22 protein-coding genes are annotated in these 26,709 nt (G+C 54.3%); 12 read left to right on the top strand and 10 right to left on the bottom strand.

Translation table 11 applies throughout. From position 1 onward, the window contains the following. Positions 1 to 172: 172 nt before the first annotated feature. From ACT3R4_RS12050 to ACT3R4_RS12030, 5 genes are all read left to right on the top strand, one after another. Positions 173 to 1,426: a DEAD/DEAH box helicase gene (locus ACT3R4_RS12050; RefSeq protein ID WP_441679155.1), complete on the top strand. Its 1,254-nt coding sequence runs from the start codon at positions 173 to 175 to the stop codon at positions 1,424 to 1,426. 78 nt (positions 1,427 to 1,504) lie between these two features. After that, entirely contained in the window at positions 1,505 to 2,008 is a 504-nt protein-coding gene (locus ACT3R4_RS12045) for a hypothetical protein (protein WP_193054669.1), read from the top strand. An 8-nt stretch (positions 2,009 to 2,016) separates the two neighbouring features. Then, positions 2,017 to 3,216: an MFS transporter gene (locus ACT3R4_RS12040; RefSeq protein ID WP_172118462.1), complete on the top strand. Its 1,200-nt coding sequence runs from the start codon at positions 2,017 to 2,019 to the stop codon at positions 3,214 to 3,216. A 66-nt stretch (positions 3,217 to 3,282) separates the two neighbouring features. Then, complete coding sequence (locus ACT3R4_RS12035; RefSeq protein WP_193054668.1) at positions 3,283 to 4,353, top strand: asparaginase; 1,071 nt, start codon at positions 3,283 to 3,285, stop codon at positions 4,351 to 4,353. Between the two features lie 69 nt (positions 4,354 to 4,422). Beyond that, positions 4,423 to 4,662, top strand: a complete 240-nt coding sequence (locus ACT3R4_RS12030) for a DUF2789 domain-containing protein (protein WP_172118460.1) — start codon at positions 4,423 to 4,425, stop codon at positions 4,660 to 4,662. Here the strand turns inward: ACT3R4_RS12030 and ACT3R4_RS12025 are convergent. Both ACT3R4_RS12025 and ACT3R4_RS12020 read right to left on the bottom strand, forming a co-directional pair. Next, a complete protein-coding gene (locus ACT3R4_RS12025; RefSeq protein WP_441679154.1) occupies positions 4,659 to 5,324 on the bottom strand; it encodes a VTT domain-containing protein in 666 nt (221 codons plus the stop codon). The two genes, ACT3R4_RS12030 and ACT3R4_RS12025, sit on opposite strands and share 4 nt — an antisense overlap. Beyond that, positions 5,317 to 5,733, bottom strand: coding sequence for an SRPBCC family protein (locus tag ACT3R4_RS12020; RefSeq protein ID WP_441679153.1), 417 nt, complete (start codon positions 5,731 to 5,733; stop codon positions 5,317 to 5,319). The genes ACT3R4_RS12025 and ACT3R4_RS12020 overlap by 8 nt, the downstream gene beginning before the upstream one ends. A 276-nt stretch (positions 5,734 to 6,009) precedes the next feature. On the opposite strand from ACT3R4_RS12020, the gene queC reads away from it, so the two are divergent. Genes queC through ACT3R4_RS12000 form a run of 4 tightly spaced genes read left to right on the top strand, consistent with a single transcriptional unit; the run spans position 6,010 to position 8,478 of the window. Continuing rightward, positions 6,010 to 6,720: a 7-cyano-7-deazaguanine synthase QueC gene (gene queC, locus ACT3R4_RS12015; protein ID WP_441679152.1), complete on the top strand. Its 711-nt coding sequence runs from the start codon at positions 6,010 to 6,012 to the stop codon at positions 6,718 to 6,720. After that, complete coding sequence (gene queE, locus ACT3R4_RS12010; protein ID WP_441679151.1) at positions 6,720 to 7,364, top strand: 7-carboxy-7-deazaguanine synthase; 645 nt, start codon at positions 6,720 to 6,722, stop codon at positions 7,362 to 7,364. The genes queC and queE overlap by 1 nt, the downstream gene beginning before the upstream one ends. Beyond that, positions 7,364 to 8,197, top strand: a complete 834-nt coding sequence (locus tag ACT3R4_RS12005; protein ID WP_441679150.1) for a 6-carboxytetrahydropterin synthase — start codon at positions 7,364 to 7,366, stop codon at positions 8,195 to 8,197. Before queE ends, ACT3R4_RS12005 begins: the two co-directional genes overlap by 1 nt. Continuing rightward, a complete protein-coding gene (locus ACT3R4_RS12000; protein WP_441679149.1) occupies positions 8,194 to 8,478 on the top strand; it encodes a YkgJ family cysteine cluster protein in 285 nt (94 codons plus the stop codon). The genes ACT3R4_RS12005 and ACT3R4_RS12000 overlap by 4 nt, the downstream gene beginning before the upstream one ends. A gap of 3 nt (positions 8,479 to 8,481) precedes the next feature. Here the strand turns inward: ACT3R4_RS12000 and ACT3R4_RS11995 are convergent, their stop codons facing one another. Together ACT3R4_RS11995 and ACT3R4_RS11990 are read right to left on the bottom strand one after the other, a co-directional pair. Beyond that, positions 8,482 to 12,381, bottom strand: coding sequence for an ATP-binding protein (locus ACT3R4_RS11995; protein WP_441679148.1), 3,900 nt, complete (start codon positions 12,379 to 12,381; stop codon positions 8,482 to 8,484). 30 nt (positions 12,382 to 12,411) lie between these two features. Then, positions 12,412 to 13,068, bottom strand: coding sequence for a MiaE family protein (locus ACT3R4_RS11990; protein WP_441679147.1), 657 nt, complete (start codon positions 13,066 to 13,068; stop codon positions 12,412 to 12,414). Positions 13,069 to 13,586: 518 nt separating this feature from the next. On the opposite strand from ACT3R4_RS11990, the gene acnB reads away from it, so the two are divergent. Together acnB and ACT3R4_RS11980 are read left to right on the top strand one after the other, a co-directional pair. After that, entirely contained in the window at positions 13,587 to 16,190 is a 2,604-nt protein-coding gene (acnB, locus tag ACT3R4_RS11985; protein ID WP_193054662.1) for a bifunctional aconitate hydratase 2/2-methylisocitrate dehydratase, read from the top strand. Between the two features lie 184 nt (positions 16,191 to 16,374). Then, positions 16,375 to 18,261 carry a glycerophosphodiester phosphodiesterase family protein gene (locus tag ACT3R4_RS11980; RefSeq protein WP_441679146.1) on the top strand — a complete coding sequence of 629 codons (1,887 nt, stop codon included), beginning with the start codon at positions 16,375 to 16,377 and terminating at the stop codon, positions 18,259 to 18,261. 50 nt (positions 18,262 to 18,311) lie between these two features. On the opposite strand, the gene ggt is transcribed toward ACT3R4_RS11980, so the two are convergent. Both ggt and ppsA read right to left on the bottom strand, forming a co-directional pair. Beyond that, positions 18,312 to 20,102 (bottom strand): gamma-glutamyltransferase, encoded by a 1,791-nt coding sequence (ggt, locus tag ACT3R4_RS11975; protein WP_441679145.1) that lies wholly within the window; start codon positions 20,100 to 20,102, stop codon positions 18,312 to 18,314. 119 nt (positions 20,103 to 20,221) lie between these two features. Further along, positions 20,222 to 22,597 (bottom strand): phosphoenolpyruvate synthase, encoded by a 2,376-nt coding sequence (gene ppsA, locus ACT3R4_RS11970; protein WP_441679144.1) that lies wholly within the window; start codon positions 22,595 to 22,597, stop codon positions 20,222 to 20,224. Positions 22,598 to 22,827: 230 nt separating this feature from the next. Between ppsA and ppsR the strand changes: the two genes are divergently transcribed. Further along, the gene (gene ppsR, locus ACT3R4_RS11965; RefSeq protein ID WP_441679143.1) at positions 22,828 to 23,661 is read left to right on the top strand and encodes a posphoenolpyruvate synthetase regulatory kinase/phosphorylase PpsR; all 834 of its coding nucleotides are present in this window, start codon (positions 22,828 to 22,830) and stop codon (positions 23,659 to 23,661) included. Positions 23,662 to 23,689: 28 nt separating this feature from the next. Here the strand turns inward: ppsR and ACT3R4_RS11960 are convergent, their stop codons facing one another. From ACT3R4_RS11960 to ACT3R4_RS11945, 4 genes are all read right to left on the bottom strand, one after another. Next, on the bottom strand, positions 23,690 to 24,268 hold the full coding sequence (locus ACT3R4_RS11960) for a hypoxanthine-guanine phosphoribosyltransferase (RefSeq protein WP_087107361.1): 579 nt from the start codon (positions 24,266 to 24,268) through the stop codon (positions 23,690 to 23,692). A gap of 43 nt (positions 24,269 to 24,311) precedes the next feature. Continuing rightward, the gene (gene nagZ / locus ACT3R4_RS11955) at positions 24,312 to 25,337 is read right to left on the bottom strand and encodes a beta-N-acetylhexosaminidase (RefSeq protein WP_441679142.1); all 1,026 of its coding nucleotides are present in this window, start codon (positions 25,335 to 25,337) and stop codon (positions 24,312 to 24,314) included. A gap of 77 nt (positions 25,338 to 25,414) precedes the next feature. After that, on the bottom strand, positions 25,415 to 25,942 hold the full coding sequence (locus ACT3R4_RS11950; RefSeq protein ID WP_172118444.1) for a L,D-transpeptidase: 528 nt from the start codon (positions 25,940 to 25,942) through the stop codon (positions 25,415 to 25,417). Continuing rightward, complete coding sequence (locus ACT3R4_RS11945) at positions 25,920 to 26,597, bottom strand: TetR/AcrR family transcriptional regulator (RefSeq protein WP_172118443.1); 678 nt, start codon at positions 26,595 to 26,597, stop codon at positions 25,920 to 25,922. The genes ACT3R4_RS11950 and ACT3R4_RS11945 overlap by 23 nt, the downstream gene beginning before the upstream one ends. Between the last annotated feature and the right edge of the window lie 112 nt (positions 26,598 to 26,709).

Below are 26,709 nucleotides of genomic sequence, written 5' to 3'. Positions count from 1 at the left end.
CTTCCATACTGACCACTTTTTTTCGTTATGGTCATACGTGGGTAATCAACGATCATCGCGGCTTGGCAAGCTTTGCTGTCGCGAGGATAACCATTCTCGTCTTTTGAAAAATTACGCCTAGCAACAACGCTTTTAAGCAGCTGTTGCCTTGTTAGGTGGCTGCGGAGAACGCATGAGCTTTTCTGAACTTGGTCTGCAAGAAGATTTATTACACGCCGTTACGGCGCAAGGCTACACCCAGCCTACTCCGATCCAATTAAAGGCTATTCCTGTCGTATTAGAAGGTCGCGACTTGCTCGCAAGCGCCCAAACGGGCACGGGTAAAACGGCCGGCTTTACCCTACCCATGCTACAGCGTCTTTCCGGTGGAAAACGGCCAGGCAAACGTCAGGTGCGTGCGCTGGTATTGACGCCTACTCGGGAGCTTGCTGCACAGGTAGGTGAAAGTGTATCCACCTATGGGAAGCATCTCTCTTTACGCTCGCACACTATTTTTGGTGGTGTAGGCCAACAGCCCCAGGTCGATGCACTTAAAGCAGGTCTGGACGTACTGATTGCCACCCCCGGCCGCCTGCTGGACCTTCAGCAGCAGGGCCACGTTGACCTTTCAGCCATCGAAATTCTAGTGCTTGATGAAGCCGACCGCATGTTGGATATGGGCTTTATTCACGATATTAAACGTGTACTACGCCTAGTGCCCAAACAGCGCCAAAACCTGCTATTTTCCGCCACGTTTTCAAATGAAATTCAGACGCTGGCGCAGCAGTTGCTCAATAACCCCGCCCTTATTGAAGTGGCTCCACGCAACACAACCGCCGAGAAAATTCTCCAAGCGGTTTATCGCGTAGACCGCGAAAAAAAGCGCGAGCTGTTGGCGCATTTGATTCAGCGCCACGGCTGGTTCCAGGTGCTGGTTTTCACCCGTACCAAACATGGCGCCAACCGGCTTGCCGAACAGCTTTCAAAACAGAATATTCCTGCCATGGCTATTCATGGCAACAAAAGTCAGGGCGCTCGTACCCGTGCGCTGGGGGCTTTTAAAAGTGGTGACTTGCAAGTATTAGTCGCGACGGATATCGCCGCACGTGGGCTGGATATTAGCGAGCTTCCCCACGTGGTTAACTTCGACCTGCCCAATGTGGCGGAAGACTATGTCCACCGCATTGGCCGGACAGGCCGAGCGGGTAGCAATGGTGAAGCAGTATCACTGGTGTGTGTGGACGAGCACGGTTTGCTGGGCAATATCGAGCGGCTGATCAAGCAAAACCTACCCAAACATATAGAGCCCGGGTTTGAGCCAGATCCCACGATCAAACCAGAGCCCATTGAGAATGGTCGTCGCCAGCGCCAACCTCAAGCACGACGCAAACCAACTAGCGATAATGGAAATGCCAACGGCGAGCGCCGTCGGCGCGCACGCCGCTAGCCTGCTAACAAGGAATATGCGAAGGTTATGCCCTCGCATATTCCACTACGTTGGCTACTACATTATCAGGGAGCGATCATGTCATCTTCTCAACTTATTAATGAATATCGGCAGTGGCTCAGTTTTCAACGCCAAGAACAGCTTAGTCGTGAACACCAGGGAATCGTGCAACGCCTGGAAGATGCACGCGCCTCTTCAAAGCAGGTCATACAAGCCTACCGCAGCATGGCGGAGAAAGCCGCTAACGAAGGCGCTTGCTACCGGACGCTGTTCCTACGCGAGCGTGACGATAATGTAGCGCTACCTTGCGAAGGCTGGCTGTTTATTCGCCGTGTACTCAGCGAAGACAACAGCACCCGCGTGCGCGCCACGTTAATCGAAACCTTTACCCTTGAAGATGGCATTCTGGCGCCAGGTGACAAACCTGCTCAGAAAGTGACACTTGAGATTTTCGATAAGCTGGATATCAATCAAGGTATGCGCACTAGTGTCCGTGTGGACTCCATTGAAACACCACAGGATTATCACTTCATCACGCTACTGGATGCAGTCCGCGGCGATTTACGCCCTTACCTCAAGTAGGCCGCACAATGTTGTCTCGACGTTCCGTTACCTTTATTTTACTGATGGTTGTGGTGGGGCTAAATTTACGCCCTGCCCTTTCCTCAGTGGCCCCCTTGCTGACGCGTCTTCAGGAAGCTGCCGGGCTCTCACCCGCGGCAGCGGGCGTACTGACAACACTCCCCGTGCTGTTTTTAGGCCTGGCTGCTCCTATTGCGCCGCTTTTAGCAAAACGGCTAGGTAGCGAGCGGGCGCTTAGTGCTGCGCTACTACTGTTGGCTGCAGGTTTGATTCTGCGCGGTTTACCGTTGCCCGGCGTCCTGTTTATAGGCTCCGCAATGGCGGGCGCCGCCATAGGCATTAGCGGCACTCTACTGCCCGCACTGGTGAAACGCGAGCTACCCGAAAGTGCTGATCTTTTGACGGGCCTCTACACGATGGCACTCTGCTTGGGAGGCGCGTTGGGAGCGGGATTTAGCGTGCCGCTGACAGTGTGGCTGGGCAGTTGGCAGGCAAGTTTGATGAGCTGGTCGTTACTGGCGCTATTTGCTCTGATTCTCTGGCAATGCCAAATGCCCTCGACTTCCTCTCATGGTATGCCTCAGCCGCCATCTTCGGGACTTCTTAAACTGTTACGCAAACCGCTCACGTGGCAAGTAATGCTGTTCATGGGCATTCAATCATCCATGGCATATATCGTTTTTGGATGGCTGCCAACGCTGCTTGTCGATCGTGGCTATGATGAGGCCAGCGCGGGTTGGACAATGGCTATTTCGATCATGTGTCAACTCGTTTCAGCCTTGGGGGCACCCTGGCTTGCCCGCATGGGGTCAGACCAGCGCCCGGCGCTCTTGCTTGTACTGTTTAGTACGGCCCTAGGGCTTTGGCTGCTACTTATAGCGCCCTTAGCCTGGAAATGGCCTGGCGCCATCTTGTTAGGCCTTGGCCAAGGCGGCAGTTTTAGCCTGGCCCTCAGCCTGCTGGTATTAAGAACAGCGACATCACGCCTTGCAGGACAACTTTCCGGCCTGGTACAAGGCGGAGGATATACCATTGCCGCTATTGGGCCTTTTAGTGTCGGCTTGCTGCTCCAATCCGGCGTTCATGCAGACCAAATTGCCTGGCTTTTGATCTCGTTGGTAGGTGTTTGCTGTGGATTCGCCCTATTGGCTGGCCGCACGCGCCAGCTGGACGATCAAAGCGGCACGCTTCTGGTTCACCGTTACTAACCTGCACTGGAATCAAACAGGAGTTTTAGTGCTTGGCCTTCAAATATTTACGCCAGGAAATCCGTGATGAGTAGCTTCTCACCTTTAACCGCAACGGCTCCCACCCACGAACGCATTTTGGTTATTTATACGGGCGGCACCATCGGCATGCAGCAAAGTGCCAATGGGCTGACTCCCGGCGCGAACTTTGCCCAACGCATGGCGACCGCGCTTGGCAAGCTCCCCATTGCCCAACAGCAATCGCTTCCTGCTTATGATGTTATTAGTTATACCACGCTGATTGATTCCAGCGCGGCGACCCCACTTCAGTGGCAGCAGTTAGCCAGTGACATCGCCACCCGGTTAACGGATTACCGGGGTTTTGTCGTGATTCATGGTACCGATACGCTTAGCTGGACGGCCGCTAGCCTTGCCTATCAATTGCAAGGCCTAGAGCGCCCCGTCGTTGTAACCGGCGCAATGCGCCCCCTGGAAGCACCCAACAGTGATGCTCTTGATAATATTCATGGCGCGCTGCGGTTTGCGGCAAACGCCGAGCTTCAGGAAGTCGCTATTTATTTTGCAAACCGGTTATTGCGTGGCGTACGAGCTATAAAGCTGCACAGTGACGCACTAACAGCCTTCACCTCTCCAGGTTACCCGCTACTTGGTGAGCGAGTAGGCAATGACTTTGTTTACTACCCAAGCCGTGGGCTTGCCTCTCAACAGCGTGGCGCGCCACGCTTTGAACTCCCCAGCTACCAAGGGTTGGATAAAGGCGAAGTGGTTCGTATCGCGCTCTGGCCCGGTTTGGCCGCTTGGCAACTGGAAGCCTGGCTTGGAGATTCACGCGTTAAAGGCGCTGTTATCCAGTTGTGGGGAGCGGGCAATCTGCCTAACGATCCAGCCCTATTGAATGTACTGGCTAGCGCGGCCGGTGAGGGGAAATTGCTAGCGGCGATAAGCCTTTGCCCTGAAGGCAGCGTTCATATGGGAGCATACGCTGCGGGCGAGGGGTTAACAGATGCAGGCGTGCTCTCAGGCGATGCCATGACACCAGAAGCCACCTTTACCAAACTGGTCCATCTTTTAGCTCAACCGCTTGATGTAGAGACACAGCGGCAACGCTTTCTCGCTTCATTAGTCGGCGAACGCTAATAAGCGTGGTGATATCCGTAATTTACGCTATGTTTAATCAATGCTAACCAGTTGACGGAGCCCGTAATTATGGAAAAACCGGTACATCTTTTTAGTGATCTTTTCGAACAACTGGGCCTGCCATCAGACGCTGAGTCGATTGAAGTTTTCATCAAGCGCCATCGCCCTTTGCCCAAAGAGATGGTGCTTTCCGATGCGCCCTGTTGGAATGAAGGCCAAGCGGAATTTCTTCGTGAAGCCATTGAAGACGACGCTGACTGGGCCGAGCTAGTCGACGAGTTGGACGTTGCCATGCACCAAGGGAGTTAACGCGCTGGCGCCGCTTTCGAGCGGCGCTTGACCCAAGCACCAACAAGCAATAGTACCGTAAGAGCAACAAGCGGTAGCAGCACCTCAAACTGAAGTGCATTTTCTTCCTCTATCGCTTCAAGCGCCCCATGAATAGCGCTGCTGTATACGCCCCACTTAATCGATAGGCCTAGCGTTGCCGCAAGAAGAAAAATCGACAGTGGCACACGGCATAGCCCAGCTGCAAAGTTGATCACCGCGTGAGGAAAACCCGGCAAGACACGAAGTGCGCACTGGGTTAATAGATCTCCCCTGTCCTGAAGCGTTTGCATGACTTTTAGGGTTAGCCCTTTAGGTTGCCATGCGCTACGGGTACGTGCTGCTAACTGATGGCCACCGAATGCGCCCGCCACACTTCCAAGTGTCAGCATAATGGTGGCAACGACAGGTGGGTAAAAGGGCGCAATTAGCCAAAAGCCAATACTCCCGGGCAACCCGGCAGCCAGGGTAACGGCCATAAGGACAACCACCCCAACCACTACTGCGGGATGATGTGTCCATTCGTCAACGGTATGCCTGACCGCCATTAAATCCGGCGAGTGCCAAAACCACATACACGCCAGTATGGCTATCATGCCAACGGCTATCGCCAAACGCCACACAAGACGAAAGGCATTACGCATTCAGCCTGGCCTCAACACGCTCAAGAATTTGTCGGCTCACTTTACCTACGAGCGGCTTCGCTGCTTTATTAACGGCTTTTTCCATAAAGCGATTATGAATTTCATAACCAAGCGTAAGCGATACTTCCGTTCCTTCTGGCACTTCACGCAGCCGGTAGCGCCCCTGATTTTTCACCCCATCAAGCGACTCCCAAGCCAGCGTATGGGGCGCCTGAATCTCTGTCACTTCCACGTCAAATGCCCAGTCCATACCTACTGCACGGACATGCCAACGATAGCGGTCGCCCCCCAATACATCAATGGAACGTATTAAATCAGAATAATCAGCAAAATCTTCCACGCGGCGCAATAGCTCAAATACGCGCTCAGGTGATGCTTTAACAATTTCACTGTGCTCTATGGTGGCCATGATCCCCTCGAACCGCTGAAAACTAACTGTTAACCGCTAAGCTACCTGTAAACCGAAACACCATCTGTAACCGCCGGAAACGATAAGCTTAGCAAAACAATGAGCGTAGCATGCTGCTCAATTTATCGGGAATGGCGAACAAGGAGAGACGATCATTCAGACTACGGCTGGTCAGATACGTTCTCATTGCGTAAACTGCCGCCCTCCCGGACCGGACCCCGGCACTCCGTGCAGCCTTATCGCGCACGAAAAATTCTCCGACAGCGAGCACTATTTATGTCCAGTACGTTTTCTCTCCCTTCTACGTCACCGACAGCGACGGTGGTTATCTATTCCGGCGGCATGGACTCCTATACGGTGCTTCACCGCGCACTGCGTGAAGGTCTGGAGGTTCACGCACTATCTTTTGACTATGGCCAACGTCACGCACGCGAGTTGGATGTGGCTACGCACGTGTGCCGTCAGTTGGGTATTCCTCACCAGGTAGTCGACATTCGAGCCATTCACGGTTTGATCGATAACTCCGCACTGACCAACGCCGACCAGGCCATGCCGACGGGTGACTACGCAGATGATAATTTGCGCGCCACTGTCGTTCCCAATCGCAATATGATTTTACTGTCCCTGGCGATTGCCAAAGCGGTCAATATAGGCGCTGGGCGCGTGGATTATGGCGCCCATGGCGGTGACCATGTTTTATACCCGGATTGCCGCCCCGAGTTTGTCGATGCCATGAATCACGTGGCGGGTATTGCCAACTTTGAGCACGTTACGCTGCATGCCCCTTACCTCTACTCATCAAAAGCGGATATTTTACGCGATGGCCTGTCCATGGGGCTTGATTACCAGCATACCTGGACCTGTTATGAAGGACGTGCGTTAGCGTGTGGTCAGTGCGGCAGCTGCCGAGAGCGCTTGGAGGCCTTTGCCGCTAACAATGTGCTCGACCCTTTGGCTTACGATGCGACAGCTCAGGTGAATCGCTGATGTACCACGTTAAAGAAGCCTTTTACACGCTACAGGGCGAAGGCGCACAAGCGGGTCGTGCCAGCGTTTTTTGCCGTTTTAGTGGCTGTAATTTGTGGTCAGGCCGTGAAGTGGATCGCGCTCATGCAAAATGCACCTTTTGCGATACCGATTTTATCGGTACTGACGGACAGAACGGCGGACAGTTCTCAACAGCGGCCGAGCTGGCTGCGCATATTAATGCGCTCTGGCCAAAAGGTAGCGCGAATGCCACCCCGTATGTGGTGTTTACCGGCGGTGAGCCTCTGCTCCAACTGGATACACCGTTAATTGACAAGCTACACCAGCAGGGCTTTGAAGTAGCCGTTGAAACGAACGGTACGCTGCTGCCCCCTCCCGGTATTGATTGGTTATGCGTTAGCCCCAAAGGTAGTAACCCTTTGGCCATTATGCAGGGAAATGAATTAAAACTTGTTTATCCGCAAGCTGACGCATTGCCCCCAGCCTTTGAGGACCTTGCGTTTACTCACTTCTTTTTGCAGCCCATGGATGTAAGCCCGTTAGGGCAACAGTCCGATACCATCGCCCAGGCAACGGATTACTGTATGGCTAACCCACAATGGCGCCTTACGCTTCAAATTCATAAAATCGCAGGGTTTGACTAATGGCTCTCTTTGTAAATCAGTTAACCCATATGGATGTCTCTGTTTGGTGCCCGACGCGCGGACTCATCGGCTGCAGCTGGCAAGTAGATGCGCTCCTTGAAGGCGCCTTGGGTGAAGACGGCATGCTATTTGATTTTGGCGAGGTAAAGCCCTGGATCAAACACACCCTGGACAACGGCCTCGACCATACGCTCCTGGTGCCCACGCAGGCACCCGGTGTAAGCATTACTGAATGCGAGGAAGGCCTCTGCGTTCGCACCGAAACGCCTTATCCCCTGAAGATTCGTGGCCCTGTCGAAGCCTTTAGCCTGCTTCCCTGGGTATCTATTACGCTTGAAGAGGTAGCGGCGCATTTAAGTGGCGAGTTGACCGCAGAGCGCCCCGTCAATGTTGACCGTGTCACACTAACGTTAAGTGATGAAGCTACGACCGGAGCAGCCTATGGCTATAGCCATGGCCTTAAACGACACCAGGGCAATTGCCAACGTATTGCCCACGGCCACCGCTCCAGACTCTCTATTTGGCAATCGGGCACGCGTCAACCTGAGCTGGAAGCTCGCTGGGCGCACTGGCTGGATAACCGCTACCTACTTGAGCAAGCGGATATTGCACACCAGGACGATGTGTTCTTGACCTGTCGTTACCAGGCCGCCCAGGGAGACTTTTCCATTCGCCTGCCAGCAGACCGCTGTGCGGTATTGCCGGGCCCCACTACCGTTGAGAATATCGCCATCTGGCTGGCACGTAGCATCGCCGATGAAAGCGGCCACGCCACACGCGTTCAAGCATTCGAGGGGATTAACAAAGGCGCCTTTGCGGAATTTACGCCATGAGCGAGGCAGGTATCATCGTTAAGCAAAGCGCTGGCTGCCGGGCGGGTTGCGGAGCTTGCTGTATAGCGCCGTCCATCAGCTCACCGATTCCAGGGATGCCTCAAGGCAAGCCTGCTGGGGTTCGCTGCATTCAGTTGGATGAGCAGAATCTATGTCGGCTTTTTGGCGATGCAAGCCGCCCCGCCGTATGCGCCAACTTTAACTTTGATGCCAACATTTGTGGCGAGCACCGTGATCAGGCACTCGCCACTCTTGCGCACCTCGAAACAGCAACGGGATAACCCCTAACCTTCTACACCCGCAGGCTGGGTCAAACGACGATCCAGCAGGCTCACCCAACGCACCAGCACCGGCGCATCGCTATGGCTAACATCATTCAGCAAATGTCGGAACGACTCTTTGGCAGTAAGGTCGCCCGGCTCAATGTGCATCAACCATAGTTCAAGCGCCGCCAGCTCCTGGTGGCGGTTCCCATTTTCTCGGGATTGGCTGATGGCCATCTCGGCAAGCGCCCTAACCTCATTCGCAGGATGTCCAAGCTGATGCCGAACGCTCGCCAGCAGCGTCGCTAGCTCAGGCAAAAACAGCGTGGTACGCTCGCGGGCGATCACAAGGCATTGATCCAAATAGTCTTCTGCGGCATCAAGCTCACCCAGCTCAATACAGGCATCGATATACCATAATGAGGGCCGCTGGTAGCGGTCGCTCCCTTTAAGCTCGGTCATCCGCTCAAGGCTTTCGCGTATTTGTGCAAGCCCTCCTTGGTCCCCTGCTAACGCGCGCTGCCATCCCAACACCGCTTGGGCCGAGATTTGCCATAATTGCAAGTCGGGCGTGACGGTCATGGCTGCCGCCCTCTCAGCCTGGCGCGCCGCCAGGTGCACATGCCCTAACTGACGATAGAGGGAAGCCGCGAATAACAGCGACATTGCCAGCGTTCCCGGGTGGCCAATTTTTTCCGCCAACCGAAGCGCCGCCGATACTTGCCGCTCTGCACGCTGATAGTCGCCCCGTAAACAGAGCGCCCAACCTTGAAAACACGCTGCCGTTACCTGCGGGTGATCAGAGAACGGCAACCACTCAATCATCATTTGTGCATTGAGCGGATCAATTTCATCCAGATGATCGTGGGCCTGCTGGATACGTCCTGCCCAGTACTCGCATTGAGCGCGTGCATAATCCGCTAAACGGCGATAGCGCGGGTCTTCCAGTCGCTCCGCGATATCCGCAAGCGTCGAGGCAAGCGCAAACGCATCGGCATGCGCATAGCGCTGGCTGCGCCCTACCCAGAGCCCCCACTTAACCAGAAAGACCTGCTCAAGCTCTTCAGGGTCATCCAGCATATCGCTGCCGGACTCACGCAGTAACTCTCGGGCGCGAACAAAACTTTCATGAGCGATGGGTGAGCCGTGCCCTTCCAGGGAAAATGCGGCCTGGCCACGTACCGTAAGCAGACTAACCTCGCGCTCTATCTCATGCTCAACATGGCGCAAGCTTGCCAACCCTGCGTCGGCCATCCGCAACGCCGTTCGGTTAGCACTGACCTTTAGCGCCTCGCGAGCAGAAAGCTCAAAATAGCGTGCGCCGCGTGCGTAATGACCGCTTCTACGCAAGTGTGCAGCAAAGTCGCCAGGATGGCGGCTAATCCACATGGGGAAACGCTCTTCAATTAGCGTAACGACCTGCTGATGCAGTTTGACGCGTACATCGCGCGGGCAGGAGAGATAGGCGGCTTCCTGAAGAAGCTGATGGCTAAATTGGCACTCTTGCTCACCGAGCTCTTTATTAACGGGCTCAATGATCTCGAGCTGACGCATATGCTCAAGCGCTTGCGTTAGTCGAGCGGGCTCCCAGCCGCTGCACTCCAACAAAAAATCCAGCCGGAAACGTTTGCCAAGCACTGCCGCCACGTGGGCAATCGCGCGGTCGGCCTCCAACTGATCAATACGGCTGGCTAGCAAGCCCAGCAGCCCTTTCGGCAGCTCATCAAATTGAATACTACGCCCTTCGCGACGGTCCATGTCCAGACGTCGGCAAATTTCCTGCATGTAAAGCGGCACGCCATCGCACCGCTCTATGATCTGGTTACGCAGCCGGGGGCTTAAATGTATGCGGTAGCGGCGTGACAGCTGGGAAAGCAGGCGTGATGATTGCTGAACGTCCAACTTACCCAACGTGATCTGCTGGTCCCAGTGAAGCTTAACCGGTAAGGGTTCACGGCCATGATGACTGGCAATCAGCATAAACGCCGTATTGATAGGCAAGCGCGCCTGAAGGCCTGCCAGCACTTTAAAAGAGGGCTCATCAATCCATTGAAGATCATCAATCATTAGCACCAGCGTACGTTCACTGGTTTTCTGCTCAATCAAGCGATGTAACAACTGTACGACCAGCTCCGCCGCCTCGCCGTTTTGCGCAAGCTGCGCCACCTCTTGAACGTCCCTAACCCCAAGCGCTTCTTCAAGCAGGTGCTGTCGGCTCTTTTCTAAAAGACCCAAGCCCAGCGTTGCTTGCATGGCATGCAAGGTATCCAGCGCAGGTGGCGCATTTAGATACCAGGCCACCAGGCTGCGGGCAATACCGTAAGGTTCAAGTACGGATAATCGCGTCGTTGGCTGCCAACAAATCGCGGCATCGCGACTTAATTCAAGCTGACGAAACCCCACCATGAGCGCAGATTTCCCCATGCCCGAAGCACCTCGGACAAGCACGCTTTGGCGCAGCCCAATTCCCGCCCGCGCCAAGGCATCGCGGAGCGTACGCAACGGGGCCTCACGCCCCACCAGGCTCGGCGGGAGCGCATCACGCCCCCCCTCGTTTTGCCCCAGGACCAGCGCGCGCAGGCGAATACGCCCATCGCTTGCCACCAGCCGAGACACCAGTCGTGGCTGTAGATCAAGCGCGGGGGGCATGTGCTGGCTGGCCTCCTGAGAAATGACCAGCTCATTGCCCTCTGCCGCACTCATTAGCTCCAAGGCAACTTGCGTCACCTGACCAAGTGGGTCCGCTAGCTGACGCTCTGCCAAATAGACGACCTGCCCGCTATTTAACCCGGCGGCAAGCTCAAAGGAAGGCGGCTCACCTTCCCCTTCCCAGTGACGCGCCGACTCTTGCGGCAGCGCGTGTTGACAGTGTTCGTAAAGCGCTACCAGCTCCGCAAGCTGGTGTGCGGGCCCATGTGTACCAAAACAGGCAAGCCCGAGTCCTCCGGTAGCCCCAGGTAACCAGAACCCTCCCAGATGATGACACTGCTGCTCTAACCAACGCAGTAACTCCAGTTGCAGGCCCAGACAGCTACGCACTGCTGCACGCTCCTGCCAGTCGCCCTTCAAGCGCAGCCGAATCGCCATCACGGAGAGCTGGCGCAGCTCGATTTCATCGTCGCGCAGCGGCTTGCTGTCCGCTGCCAATACGCGCGAAAAAGCGCCCTGAGGGGACATGGCACGAGGATCATGCGGCCCATCCGACCAATAACTTGCGAGCTGTAAAAAACTGGGCTCAGGCTGCTGCCCCGAAAGTGCTAATAGCTGTAAATAACCATTGTATTGCTCGTGAGCAGCAGCGATTTGGTTCTGCTCGGCAAGCTGGCGTACCAAGCGCTCATGGAAAGGTGCATAGCCAGAAAAGCGGCTTACCAGGCCTTCAAGCATTACATCTGGCGCATCCTCATGGGCTTCCAGGACCTGCTCAGAAAAGCGAATGACGCGCTGACGCCATTCGTTGCGCACTTGTACGAGCCACCGCTGAAATTCGCTACAGCTGGTTAGCTGGAGCTCCTCAACGAGGTCCCCTTGATAGCAGGTCAGCACCGCTTCGAGCGTTGCTAGTTCGCGGGGGCCTTCCAGCAGTTGCTGCAGTTCATGTAAATCGATGCGCCAAGTCGCTGGCAGGTTAAAAGCGATGGTTTGGCGCGACACTTTCAAGACGTGATCAGCGTTATCCCCGAGCGAATGACGCAGGCAGTGCAGAGCATGGCGCAAGTTAGTTCTGCCTGATGAAAGCCCTTGGTCAGGCCATAACAGCTCGGCGAGCACCGAGCGGTTCACCGGCTGGCGGTGAAGCAGTAAGTAGACTAACAGCGCTTTGACTTTGTCATAGCTAAAGTGGGTTAGTACACCATCCCCCTGAGAGAGGGAAAAATGACCAAAGAGGATTAGCTGATCAGACTCACGAGTATCGCGCATGATACATATCCTGCCTGGGCTAGTGGTGTATTAAGCGGGTACACCACTATGAAAACGAAAAGCCGTATCGGGTGACGTTATCAGCTCTGCTTCCCGGGCCACAAAAAAAGCAATTCTTTCATCAATGGAAGCGTTAGTTTGCTGCTGCGCAAGCAGTAGATAGTCTTCAAAATGACGCCCTTCGGACTTAACCAGCGTGCGATAAAATTTAGCCAACTCTTCATCCAGGTAAGGAATCAAGCGAGCAAAACGCTCGCAACTGCGTGCTTCTATTAAGGCGCCAATAATGAGGATATCAATAAGACGCTCTGGATCATTGCTGCGCACATGGCGTCGCAGGCCCTCAGCGTACCGGGAAGCGGTTAAATGCTTGTATTCAACGCCGCGCTTCTCCATTAAACCCACAACTTGCTCAAAGTGCAGCAATTCTTCGCGGGCGAGCTGAGACATTTTGCTCAATAAAAGAGGTTGGTCTACATAACGATACAGCAAACTCATAGCCGTCGAGGCGGCCTTTTTCTCACACTGAGCGTGGTCAACGAGCAGTATTTCCGGGTTATCTAGCGCCCATTTAAGCCAGCTGTCGGGCGTTATGCAGGTAAGAAATTCATTTAAACTTTCGGGCAACAAGTCATCTGCTTGAAGCTTATGGTCTGCGGGTGTTAATTCCGGCAATTGCATTGACATAACGTTCTTCCGAGCATTTTTTCATAATTGTACAATATTTAAACGCCGATAGCGTTCACCTCGTTCCTGGTCCGCAAGAACGACGCCATGCCATGTCTCTTGGGTACGTATTGCTGGCCACCGCTAATAGTAATAGCTAATTAGTAACAACAATGGCGCTCTACGCTTCGCTGTGAGGTTAGTTCAACCTGGAAAGCAACCGTAACGCTATAGCGTCCAAGCCATGGTAACGCGGCGCAACCGCAATCACACCTTTAGCGTGCTCGGGCCCACCACACCCTGCCAGAAAGTGCCCCAAACGGCCAAAATACAGGCCTTTAAAGCGGTATTTTTTGTGTATCAATACAAAGTACAACACCTGCCTATCGCCTTCTTCTTAACATTGTCGACAGTTTGCCGTAGAATCCATGCCATCCAACCAGACGCTGTTTCCAAGCGTATGTCATGTGTCCGAGCGCACGCTCAAACACCGTGAAAATGTGTGTTCGCCACCATAAAGCAGATGAGAGGGCCCCAACGTGCTTGAAGCATATCGCCAACATGTCGAGGAACGCGCCGCTGAAGGCGTACCACCCAAGCCTCTAAACGCCGAGCAAGTTGCCGCCTTAATTGAGCTGCTAAAAACCCCACCGGCGGGTGAAGAGGAATTTGTTCTTGACCTGATCACCAACCGGGTTCCGCCGGGCGTCGATGAAGCCGCTTATGTGAAAGCGGGCTTTCTTACTGCCATCGCCAAGGGCGAAGCAACCTCTCCGCTGATCGATAAAATCCACGCGGTTAAGCTGCTGGGCACCATGCAAGGCGGTTACAACATCGTCTCCATGGTAGAGCTGTTGGATAACGAAGAGTTAGCACGTGAAGCCGGCGAACAGCTCAAGCATACCCTGCTGATGTTTGATGCCTTTCATGATGTTGAAGAGCGCGCCAAAAAGGGTAACAGCGTTGCCAAGGACGTTATTCAGTCCTGGGCCGAAGCAGAGTGGTACCTTTCCAAGCCTGCTTTAGAAGAAAAAATCACCCTAACCGTCTTTAAGGTGCCGGGTGAAACCAACACGGATGATCTGTCACCAGCACCCGATGCCTGGTCGCGCCCCGATATCCCGCTGCACGCTAATGCCATGCTCAAAAACGAGCGTGACGGCATTGTGCCTGAAGTACCGGGCTCCATGGGTCCGCTCAAGCAAATTGAAGAAGTCAAAGCCAAAGGCTTCCCGGTTGCTTATGTCGGTGATGTTGTGGGTACGGGCTCTTCACGTAAATCAGCCACTAACTCCGTGCTGTGGTTCTTTGGTGACGATATCCCTTACGTTCCCAATAAGCGCGCGGGTGGCTTCTGTTTTGGTAGCAAAATTGCTCCGATCTTCTTTAACACCATGGAAGATTCTGGCGCACTCCCGATTGAACTGGACGTATCAAAGCTGGAAATGGGCGATGTCATTGACGTCTACCCCTACGAAGGCAAGGTATGCAAGCACGGCACTGATGAAGTACTCACCACGTTTGCGTTGAAAACGCAGTTGATCCTTGACGAAGTACGCGCTGGCGGCCGTATTCCTCTGATCATCGGCCGCGGCCTGACGGGCAAAGCACGTGAGTCCCTTGGCCTTGAGCCTTCTGACGTATTCCGCCTCCCGGAACAGCCCAAAGACACCGGCAAGGGCTTTACCCTAGCGCAGAAAATGGTCGGTAAGGCGTGCGGCCTGGAAGGCGTTCGTCCGGGGATGTACTGCGAGCCCAAAATGTCCACCGTCGGCTCCCAGGATACCACTGGCCCGATGACACGTGACGAGCTGAAAGACCTGGCATGCCTGGGCTTCCAAGCGGACCTGGTCATGCAGTCATTCTGCCACACGGCGGCCTATCCGAAGCCGGTGGACGTAGACACTCACCACACGCTGCCTGACTTCATTATGAACCGCGGCGGTGTATCGCTGCGTCCTGGCGACGGCATCATCCACAGCTGGCTGAACCGCATGCTGCTGCCAGACACAGTAGGTACCGGTGGCGACTCGCACACTCGCTTCCCGCTGGGCATCTCGTTCCCGGCTGGTTCTGGCCTGGTAGCTTTCGCTGCTGCCACCGGCGTTATGCCGCTGGATATGCCGGAATCCGTACTGGTACGCTTTAAAGGCAAGCGCCAGCCTGGCGTTACCCTGCGTGACCTGGTTCACGCCATTCCGCTTTACGGCATCAAGCAAGGTCTTCTGACCGTTGACAAGGCCAACAAGAAGAATGCGTTCTCTGGCCGCGTACTGGAAATTGAAGGCCTTGAAGACTTAACGGTCGAGCAGGCGTTTGAGCTTTCCGACGCCTCTGCTGAGCGCTCTGCCGCTGGCTGTACTATTACGCTGTCTGATGAGAGTGTGACCGAGTACTTGAAATCCAACATCACACTGCTGAAGTGGATGATTGCCAACGGCTATGGCGATGAGCGTACTATCAGCCGTCGTATCGAGGGTATGGAAGCGTGGCTTGCCGACCCGAGCCTGATGCGTGCCGATGCGGACGCCGAATACGCCGAAGTCATCGAAATTGACCTGTCCGAGATTAAAGAGCCTGTGCTTTGCGCACCTAACGATCCTGACGACGCTCGTTTGCTGTCAGACGTTGCGGGCGAAAAGATTGATGAAGTATTTATCGGCTCGTGCATGACCAACATTGGTCATTTCCGCGCAGCGGGTAAACTACTTGAAAAGCAGCCTGCAGGCAGTCTAAAAACTCGCTTGTGGCTGGCACCGCCGACCAAAATGGATCAGCACCAGCTGACCGAAGAGGGTTACTACGGCATTTATGGTCGTGCCGGTGCGCGTATGGAAATGCCGGGATGCTCGCTGTGTATGGGTAACCAGGCACGCGTTGCGGCAAAAAGCACCGTTGTGTCTACGTCTACACGTAACTTCCCGAACCGTCTGGGCGATGGTGCCAACGTGTACCTTGCCTCGGCGGAACTCGCCGCGGTTGCCGCGGTGGAAGGTCGCCTGCCAAGCGTTGAAGAGTATCAGCGTTACATGAGTGAATTTGACGCCATGGCAGGAGAGATCTATCGTTATATGAACTTCCACGAAATTGAGGAGTATCAGAAAATCGCCTCAAACGTGATTCCGGTTGCTCAAGAAGCGTAACCACCCTATCGCCGATGCTCGCACCATCACAGACTTAATGAAGTTTCGTTAATTCTGAGACGATGACCGAACGCCCCACAACCTCTCGTTGTGGGGCGTTTTTATTACCGCAAGAGGTCGTCGACTTGCGAGGGCTTCCGGATACTGCCACTCTGTTAGTTCATCCTTATGATTTAAAAAGACAATGCAGCCACTGACACATCTTGGCTCGGCCTTAATGAAGACACTGCGCGATCATCTACGCCCCTTGATCGCCTATCATTTGTTTTTTACCTTACTTGCCTCTGCCCTGTTATTACCCGTGATTGGGTGGATAACCCAAGGTCTGCTCGCTCAATTAAAGCGTACAGTGATTACCAATGACGAGCTGATCAGCCTGCTGTTTAGCCCGCTGGGCCTAGCTTGCATGCTGGTCGGCCTGGTTTTCACCTTTCTCATTCTTTACTGGCAACAGGCTGGTATGCTCCAGGTCGCCGTTCGGCCTCGAGGCAATCATTACCGGTTAGCCTTTGATGCACTCTGGTTAAGCGTTCGTCGCCTCCCCGCGCTGGCAGGATTAGTCGTGTTACAGGTGGGCACGCACCTTTTACTGCTGGCCCCTTTCATGGCCGCACTTGCATGGCTTTATAGTGTTTGGCTAAGCGGCCTGGACCCTTACTATTTACAGCGCGTCATGCCACCTGTGCTTTGGTACTTTATTGCCTGCGCGCTGCCGCTTGTAGTGGCCTGGCTAAGCTTAGCGGCCTGGCTTTATCTGCGTTGGCTGTTGGCGCTTCCGTTAGTGGCACTTGATAACTACAGCCCGTTACGCGCCCTGACGCGCAGTTTTCATTTAACCAAAGGCTGGCACCGCTCCATTGGCGCGGCCGTGCTCATCCTGCTACTGCTCATTATTGCGCTACCTGTTATCACCACCATCGCCTTTGATGCACTGGTGACGCCGCTTCTCTGGTGGTTACCAGAACACAATGCGTTTCTAATTCCCATCATGTTTGCCTATTTAACAGGCTACCTGCTGCTAACCCTCGCCGTTACCTTTATCGGCATTGCGGCTAACGCACTGCTTTCTGCTTGTTTGTACCTTCAGTTAGCGCATCACAAGATGCGCCCTGCTCCTCCATCAAAAATCGTCCTCCCGGGCCGATTTGCCTGGGCGGTTGAACTTAGCGTATTGCTACTGGCCGCCTTACAAGCCTGGTGGATTCTGAATAGTTTTGAGCTACGCGACAATGTAAAGGTGTTCGCGCACCGTGGTAGTTCAATGGTCGCCCCCGAAAACACCCTGGCCGCGGTTGACCAGGCCATCGTCGATAAGGCTGACGCCGTAGAGCTGGATGTTCGCTTATCCGCCGATGGGCAGGTCATGATTTACCATGACCGGAGTCTGGCAAGATTAACCGGTGATAACAGAGAATTCGGCGACTTAACGCGTGAAGAGCTTAGTCAGTACGACATAGGCAGTTGGTTCGGTGATGCTTTTCAAAACGAGCCTATCGCAGGCCTGGATGAGGTACTCGAACGCGTGCGTGGCCATGCCGGGTTGATGATCGACATGAAAGCGCTGCCCGGCGAGGAACAAGCACTTGCTGATGCAGTCATTGCCCTGCTGCGTGCTGAAACCGATATGCGCTATGCCTGCTGGGCTAAAAGCAATCACCCTATAACAGCGTATGGAGAATGCGGCTTTCCCAATGCAATGCTGGAGATACGGGTAGCCACGATGACGCCCGCCCTGACTGCCCACATTAAACGCCAGGCGCCTGAACTACGCGTCACACTGCTGGCACAGTTAATCCTGCCAGGCACGCTGGACCGTCGAAGCTTCGATGCCCTGGGGCTTCGCCATAACCGTATTACAGCAGAGGAAGTGCGTCTTGCAGCGCTTTATGGCTATGAGATACATGCCTGGACAGTTAATGACCGGGCAAGAATGTCCACACTGATCGACTTAGGGGTTGATGCGATTATTACCGACTATCCCGAGCGTTTACGTGAATTGATTGAAGAACGGCGAGCGCTAAGCGATGGGGAACTTCTGTTGGTGAAGCTGCGCAATTGGCTACGTCAGTGACGTGTACTTAAACACGCCACTGACAGCTCATTTCGTAAAGCCAAGTGGGATCAATCGCCCATAACAACGCCTTCGCGACGCGGGTCGGCACCGCCAAACAGCGTCCCATCCTCCAGCCTACGGATAGCCTGAAGCCCACTGGTTAGCTCTCTTTCACTGATGGTATGACCGTACTCCTCAAGCACTTCCAGGGTCGCTTCCGGGAAGCCTCCCTCTTCCAAATAAACATCGCCTCCCATGGTAATGGCGTGAGGCAAATTGAGCGCTTCTTGTGCACTCATCCCCCAATCACGCATCGCCACTAACGTGCGGGCGGTGTAATGAATAATAGCCGCACCACCCGGCGATCCCAGGCTTGCCACCAGTTCGCCCGACTCTTTATCGAAGACGAGTGTTGGGCTCATGCTTGAACGCGGGCGCTTGCCAGGCTCAACCCGATTAGCAACCAGCTCGCCGTCCACCTCTGGGGTAAACGAAAAGTCGGTCAACTCGTTATTAAGCAGGTACCCACCCGGCAGCCCGGTTCCTCCATCAGCAAGGATGCGCGAACCAAACGCCTGCTCAATAGACGTGGTCATCGCCACGGCATTGCCTTCAGCATCAATAATACTGATATGGCTAGTGCCATATTCCGGCTGATCCGGCTGTGAGGCAAAGCTAACATCAAGCTCACCGGGGTTCCCTGGCTCCGCACTATCGCCCATGCTGGTGTCGCCAATTAACTTACTACGCTCTGAAAGATAGTCAGGCGCCAGCATTAATGACCAGTCCCCACCCGGCGCCTCTACGAACTCAGGGTCCGCGATATAACGTCCGCGATCAGCGAAGGCCAGCCGAGAAGCCTCCAAAAACTGATGCAGCCAACCACTGCTGGATACGCCGTTATCCAAGGGTGCTTCCAACAACGGCTGCTGATCTAAAAGGCCCAGTATTTGCATAATGGTAATATGCCCAGACGAAGGCGGAGGGAATCCGCACACTTCCCACTGTTGCCATGGCGTACACAGCGGTTCCCGCTCAATTGTCTGGTAGCCGCCAACATCCTCAAGGGTCATGCTGCCTGGCCGCACCGGATGGTTCTGTACACGATTTACTAAATCCTCAGCAATGTCGCCCTCATAAAAGGCCGCGCTGCCGTTGGTCGCAATTTGACGCAATATGTTCGCCAACGCCGGATTTTTTAACGTGTCGCCAACCGCTAGCGGCTCGCCGTTAGGCTGGTAATAGAAGTTCTCGGCGAGCGGGTCACTACGTAACGCTTCATCATTGGCAAGGCTGGTGTGCAGCCGTTGACTAACGGCAAACCCTTCCTCGGCAAGCGTAATAGCGGGTTCAAAAAGCGCCTCCCAAGCCAACTGGCCGTGCTCTTTATGCGCCTGTTCCAACATTCGCACCGTGCCTGGCACACCAACAGAAAGTCCACTGGCTACCGCATCTGCAAAGGGCAGCGGCTCGCCATTTTCCATGAACAGCTCCCCTGTCACCGCACCAGGCGCTGTCTCTCGGCCGTCGTAAGCCTGAACGTTTGAGCCATCATAGAACATTAAAAAAGCGCCACCGCCAATGCCGCTGGACTGAGGCTCGACCAGTGTTAATACCATTTGCACAGCGATAGCAGCGTCAATGGCATTGCCACCATTTGCCAACACTTGATAGCCTGCATCCGTTGCCAACGGGTTAGCCGCCGCAACTGCAAACGACTCCGCCTCCCAGCCGGGTTTTTCCTCATACCCCGACCCAACTTCTGGCGTTATAGAGGGGGTTTCATAGCTAAACCCAAAGCTATAGACCGGCACTAACAGCAATCCTGATAGTGCTAATTTAATCCTTTTTGGGGACATTACACTGCCCTCTCGCATCCTGGGAAATATCAAGTAAGTAACCACACAACAGAGTAGCCTATAAAACGCATGCGCCCGGCACAATGGCCGGGCGCAAAATAGCGGTTTACAGGTCGACGTTAGGTGATTGTCTCGCCTGCCAACATAAACCACGTCTCAAGTACTGCATCAGGGTTGAGGGATACCGAATCAATCCCCTGCTCCATCAACCACTTAGCCAACTCAGGATGATCTGAGGGCCCTTGCCCACAAATCCCTGCGTATTTGCCTTGGGCTTTACAAGCCTGAATAGCCATTGCCAACAATTTTTTCACCGCCGCATTACGCTCATCAAACAGATGCGCCACGATGCCTGAGTCACGGTCCAGCCCCAGCGTTAACTGCGTAAGATCGTTAGAGCCGATTGAGAAGCCGTCGAAGTGTTCAAGAAATTCTTCAGCCAACAATGCGTTAGCAGGTAGCTCGCACATCATGATCACTTTCAGCCCGCTTGCATCGCCGCGCTTCAAGCCGTTTTCTGCCAACAGATCAACCACCTGCTTGGCTTCATCAGTGGTGCGTACAAAGGGCACCATGATTTCGACGTTATCAAGCCCCATCTCGTCGCGTACGTATTTTAAGGCGCGACACTCAAGCTCGAAGCAGGGCCGGAAAGCGTCCGAGATATACCGCGAAGCCCCACGGAAGCCCAACATGGGATTCTCTTCGCCCGGCTCGTAAAGCTTACCGCCAATCAGGTTTTCGTACTCGTTGGACTTGAAGTCAGACAAACGCACGATAACCCGCTGAGGGTAAAAGGCCGCCGCCAACGTGGAAATACCTTCCACCAGCTTGTCCACGTAGAAAGTTACCGGGTCGGTATAGCCCGCGGTACGAAGGTCAATCACCTGCTGCAAGTCAGCGGGCAGCGTTGCGTAATCCAGCAGTGCCTTAGGGTGAACGCCAATCATACGATTGATGATGAACTCAAGCCGGGCAAGCCCTACGCCTGCGTTAGGCAGGCTGGCAAACCCAAATGCACGATCAGGGTTGCCCACGTTCATCATAATCTTGAACGGGATTTCAGGCATGGCATCGACGCTTGAAACCTTGCAGTCAAAATCCAGCAGGCCATCATAAACGTGGCCGGTGTCACCTTCGGCACAGGAAACGGTGACATCGGTGCCTTCTCTGAGCTGCTGTGTAGCGTCACCACACCCAACCACCGCCGGAATGCCCAGCTCACGAGCAATAATCGCCGCATGGCAGGTACGCCCACCACGGTTGGTAACAATGGCTGAAGCCCGCTTCATAATGGGCTCCCAGTCTGGATCCGTCATGTCGGTCACCAGAATGTCACCGTCAAGAACCTTATCCATATCTTCCGGACTCATGACCACTTTGACCGTGCCACGGCCAATGCGCTGACCAATCGCCCGGCCGGTAATCAGGGTACGGCCCTTCTCGCGCAGCTGGAAACGCTCTAACTTGCCGCCTTCCTGCTGCGAGACCACCGTTTCAGGGCGTGCCTGCACGATATAGAGCTTACCGTCGTCACCATCAAGCGCCCACTCAATATCCATGGGGCGCTCGTAGTGCTGCTCAATCGTCACTGCCTGATGGGCCAGATCCATCACCTGCTGGTCGCTAATACAGAAACGATTACGCTGATTAAGCGGCACATCAACGGTGTCGACGGATTTACCAGCACTGGTTTCCTGGCCGTAAACCATCTTGATGAGCTTGGAACCCAGGTTACGCCGTAAAACCGCCGGGCGGCCAGCCGCCAGAGTGCCCTTATGAACGTAAAACTCGTCAGGGTTGACGGCACCTTGCACAACCGTTTCGCCCAGCCCCCACGAGGCCGTCACAAAGACAGCATCGCGGTAGCCTGATTCGGTATCCAGGGTAAACATGACCCCAGAAGCGCCCGTCTCAGAGCGCACCATTTTTTGAACACCCGCTGACAGCGCGACGTTTTCGTGAGCGTAGCCACGGTGAACGCGGTAAGAAATTGCGCGATCATTAAACAGCGAGGCAAACACCTCGTGTACAGCGCGTTTGATATTATCGAAACCTTCGATATTCAGGAAAGTTTCCTGCTGGCCCGCAAAAGAGGCATCCGGCAGATCTTCCGCGGTTGCCGAGCTGCGCACCGCTACTTTCAGCTGAGGGTGCTGCTCCTGCAGTTGCTCATAGGCCTGACGCAGCGCACTTTCAAAAGCGGGCGGCAGCGGCGTATCAATAACCCATTGGCGAATATTAGTACCCGCTTCCGCCAGTGCTTTAACATCATCAACGTCCAGGCGCGATAGCGTGCTGTTAATGCGCTCGTTAAGCCCTTCATGAGAGAGAAATTCACGATATGCGTGAGCCGTAGTGGCAAATCCACCCGGTACGGTTACCCCGGCACCTGACAGATTGGAAATCATCTCGCCCAGCGAGGCGTTTTTACCACCCACGCGTTCGACGTCGGCCATACCTAACTGATCGAACCACAGAATGTACTCTTCCACGCAACCCCCTCGCTTTAAGACGTTGATGCAATCTTTTAGATCGCCAATCATTGATCGTGTCACCCTATCACCGTGCCACCCTATTCGCCATTGGTCTAATAGCGAAGGGAGTGGAGGATTTTTACAACATAAGGCGTATACGGGCAGTTTATGTAGTCGCCTGGGGCGTTGTGCTTAGCGAACACTCGGCACACAATAGCGTATCTATTATTTAATTGACGGGCGTGATTATGAAGCGGACAGCTTTCTTTATTTCCGATGGTACCGGTATTACGGCCGAGAGCCTGGGTCGCAGCCTGTTGGCTCAATTCAGCGATATTGAGATCAACATGCTGACCAAGCCTTATATCGATACGCTTGATAAAGCGGAAGCGCTTGCCCGGGTTATTGAATCCACTGCCGCTCGAGATGAGCAACAACCGATCATTATCGATACCATCGTTGACCAGCAGATACGCGATGTAATTCGCCAAGCGCCGGGCTTCAAGGTGGATATCTTTTCTACCTTTTTGAAACCCTTGGAGCAGGAATTAGGCACCCACTCTTCTTACAGCGTGGGAAGAACTCACTCGATTGGCAGTGACGATGTCTATATGGACCGGATTCATTCGGTACACTTCGCACTCGATAACGACGATGGCGCCCGTACGCATCAATACGACAAAGCCGATATTATTTTAGTGGGCGTATCGCGCTGTGGCAAAACACCCACATCGCTTTATTTAGCGCTTCAGTTTGGCATTCGAGCGGCCAACTATCCGCTTACCGAGGACGACCTTGACGAAGACGGCACGCTCAAGCTGCCCAAGGTGTTAGCACCGCACCAGCGCAAGTTGTTTGGGTTAACTATTGATGCTCGCAGGTTATCCGCCATACGCAATGAGCGTCGGCCGAACAGCCGCTATAGCTCAATGGATCAGTGTCTGCAGGAAGTCGAACAGGCTGAAGCGCTTTACCGGATTATGCATATTCCGTTTATTGATGCGACGCGCTTTTCAGTAGAAGAAATTTCGACACGGATGATTGCCGAGACAGGCTTAGCGAGGCGCTTCTCCCCCCGCTAAACCAGCACTAAATGTACAACGCTAAAAATTACATGCCTTTGGGGGCGAAGATACCTGGGGCGTTACGCCAGTAGCCTTTGTAGTCCATACCAAAACCGAACACATAGCGGTCCGCGACCTCCAGGCTGCAGTAATCAGCTTTCAAGCCCGGCACCGCTTTGCGGTTATGTTGCTTATCCACCAGAACGGCAGTCGTAACGCTGGCTGCCTGAGCTTCTTTACAGTAAGCAAGAATTGCGGCGAGCGTCGACCCTTCATCCAAAATGTCATCCACAATGACGACGTGGCGCCCGGCCATGGGAATTTCAGGGGATACGCGCCAGAAAAGCTCGCCACCGCGCAGCTCGTTGCGATAACGCGTGGCATGCAAATAGTCCACTTCCAGCGGAAACCCCAATCGGGTCAGCAGATGCCCGGTCGTAATCAAGCCACCGTTCATCACACAATAAAAAACCGGCAGTTTGTCCCCCAGGTCTTCAGTAATGGCCTCCGCCATGCGATCCAGCGCCCGCTCGACTTCTTCCTGAGAGATCAGGCAGTCTGCTGTTTCCATTAGCTGGCGCATTGAGTCCAATGACTCAAGCGCTTCTTTATCCAATTTGGACATGGGGTAACTCCCAAAAAATGTAGCAATATTGCGAAAAGAAAAATCAGGTGGGGTTAGGGAAGTCCGCCAGCGCTTCTAGCCTGGCATGCGTACGTCGCCAACGCCCCAGCGCGGTCAGCGCATCCAAATCAGGTCGTGCACGGCCATAGCGGAGTTTCGCAGGGCGCTTATTGGCGATGCCTTGGCTGGCTTCAACAACCTCAAGCGCAGCGGCACGGTCGTTACACACCAGCAACATATCGCAGCCAGCGGCGAGCGCAGCAGCGGCACGCTCGCGTGGCGAGCCCGCTTCGTGAGCACCTGCCATACTTAAATCATCTGAAAAAATACAGCCTTTAAAGCCCAGCGATTCACGCAGCATACCCAACCAACTGGGCGAAAAGCCCGCCGGGCGTGTATCAAACGCTCGATAAATGACATGCGCGGGCATGATGCCATCCAACTGGGGGGCTAGCTGTTCAAAGGGGACAAGGTCACGCTGTTTAATTGCCTCCATTGAACGCTCATCAATGGGCAGTGCGACATGGGAATCCGCGGCTACGCCGCCGTGACCAGGGAAGTGTTTACCCACAGCGGTCATGCCCGCCTGATGCAAGCCCTCAACAAAAGCGGCGCCTAATTGAGCAACGTGCTCAGGGTCACCACTGAAACTACGGTCGCCGATGACGCTAGAAATTCCGCTATCCACATCAAGCACGGGTGCAAAGCTTAAATCCAGCCCACAGGCGGCCATTTCCATGCCAAGCAACCAACCTGCGTCTATGGCGAGAGAGCGGCCTTCTTCAGGGTCTTGAGCATAACGCTCGCCAATCCGGGCCATGGCCGGTAAGCGGGTAAGCCCTTTTTTGATACGCTGTACACGGCCACCCTCTTGGTCAACCGCCAATAAAAGATCGCCCCGTATACGCCTTATATCGCTACACAGCTTGCGCACCTGGTAGGCGTCTTCCACATTACGGGCAAACAAAATCACGCCACCGACAGCAGGTTCAAGCAGCAAGCGCTTTTCAGCATTGGATAATTCAGGCCCTTCCAGGTCGAGCATGACCGGGCCAATAGGTTGAGTCATTAGCAGGGATCCAACAAAAGGGCCGATGATTTTAGACGATCAACGCACAGAGTCAAAAAAGCCTCTGCGTAAGGCCATTACAGATGGCTGCCATGTAGCCAAACAGGCGTTCCAGGCACGGCGCGCTCAAAGATATAAAGCAGGTCCTCGTTGCGCATACGAACACAGCCATGTGAAGCAGGTTTGCCCATCGGTTGATCGGGCGGCGTTCCGTGTACATAAATATAGCGGCGCTGAGAGTCAACCGTGCCTGCACGGTTAAATCCTCGCTCTAACCCACACAGCCATAAAATACGCGTCAAAATCCAGTCACGTGTCGGATGAGCGTCGGCCAAGTCACTTGAGAAAATTTCACCGGTAAAACGCCTGCCTCTAAATACCGCATTGACCGGCTGTTCATGGCCAATTGCCGCGCGAACATAGTGCCAGCCATGCGGCGTTTGGCCACTTCCTTCTTGCTGGCCAACGCCAGCGCGTCCAGTAGAGATAGCGCACTCAAAGTCTGGTGTTTGACCCTGCCACCAGCGCAGGATTTGTGCGCCGGTATCAATTTCGATCCAGCCGTCTTTTTTAGGTGGCAACTCAGCTAACAGGGGCGTTCGCATGCTGCGCTCCTTCAACCTCTTGCGGCAGTGGAGCATTCATGGCGGCAACGACCACAGGGCGCAAGCGTCGCACTAAATCACGCACAGTCACCTGCTCCTGATAATCCTTGGAGGCGATATCACGTAGCGCATCCAGCCCCGACAAGGTGAAAATGACCGTACCCAACATAAAGTGCAGCCGCCAAAAACGCTCGGCATCGGGTAAATCAGGGGTCGCCTTACGCACAAGCCCGGTAAAGCGGGTAAACACATCCCCATATTGCTCTTGAATATGGCGCCGTAAATGCCCCTGCGCTTGGCTATAGGCTAATCCCAATAAGCGCATGAAGACTTTCAAACTATCCCGTTCAGCAGGCACTGCCAGCACCGTGGTGGCCATTGTTTCAAGTAGCTCTTCCAGGGGGATGGCGCGATCGGCATAGTGGGCTTCAAGCTCATCGAGCGCACCATGAAAACGCTGAGTAAACGGGTCTAGATAGCGTGAGAATACGGCTTGGATAAGGGCTTTCTTGGAACCAAAATGATAATTAACAGCCGCCAGGTTTACCCGTGCTTTACTGGTAATGTTACGCAGTGACGTTTCAGCAAAGCCACGCTCTGCAAACAGCACCTCAGCGGTATCCAGAATGCGTGACACCGTGTCAGATTGTGCCATTATGGCCTCCGGAGAAACGAGTGTTTAAAACATGCCAGAATAGTAAGTCATATCTTAATCAGGCTCAATCACCCTTATTCACCGTTTTTTTTATTTGGCTACCCTGCGCATT

This window comes from Halomonas sp. AOP7-E1-9 (assembly GCF_052376035.1).
Lineage (GTDB): Bacteria > Pseudomonadota > Gammaproteobacteria > Pseudomonadales > Halomonadaceae > Vreelandella > Vreelandella citrativorans.
This window is presented reverse-complemented; position numbering and strand designations above follow the sequence as displayed.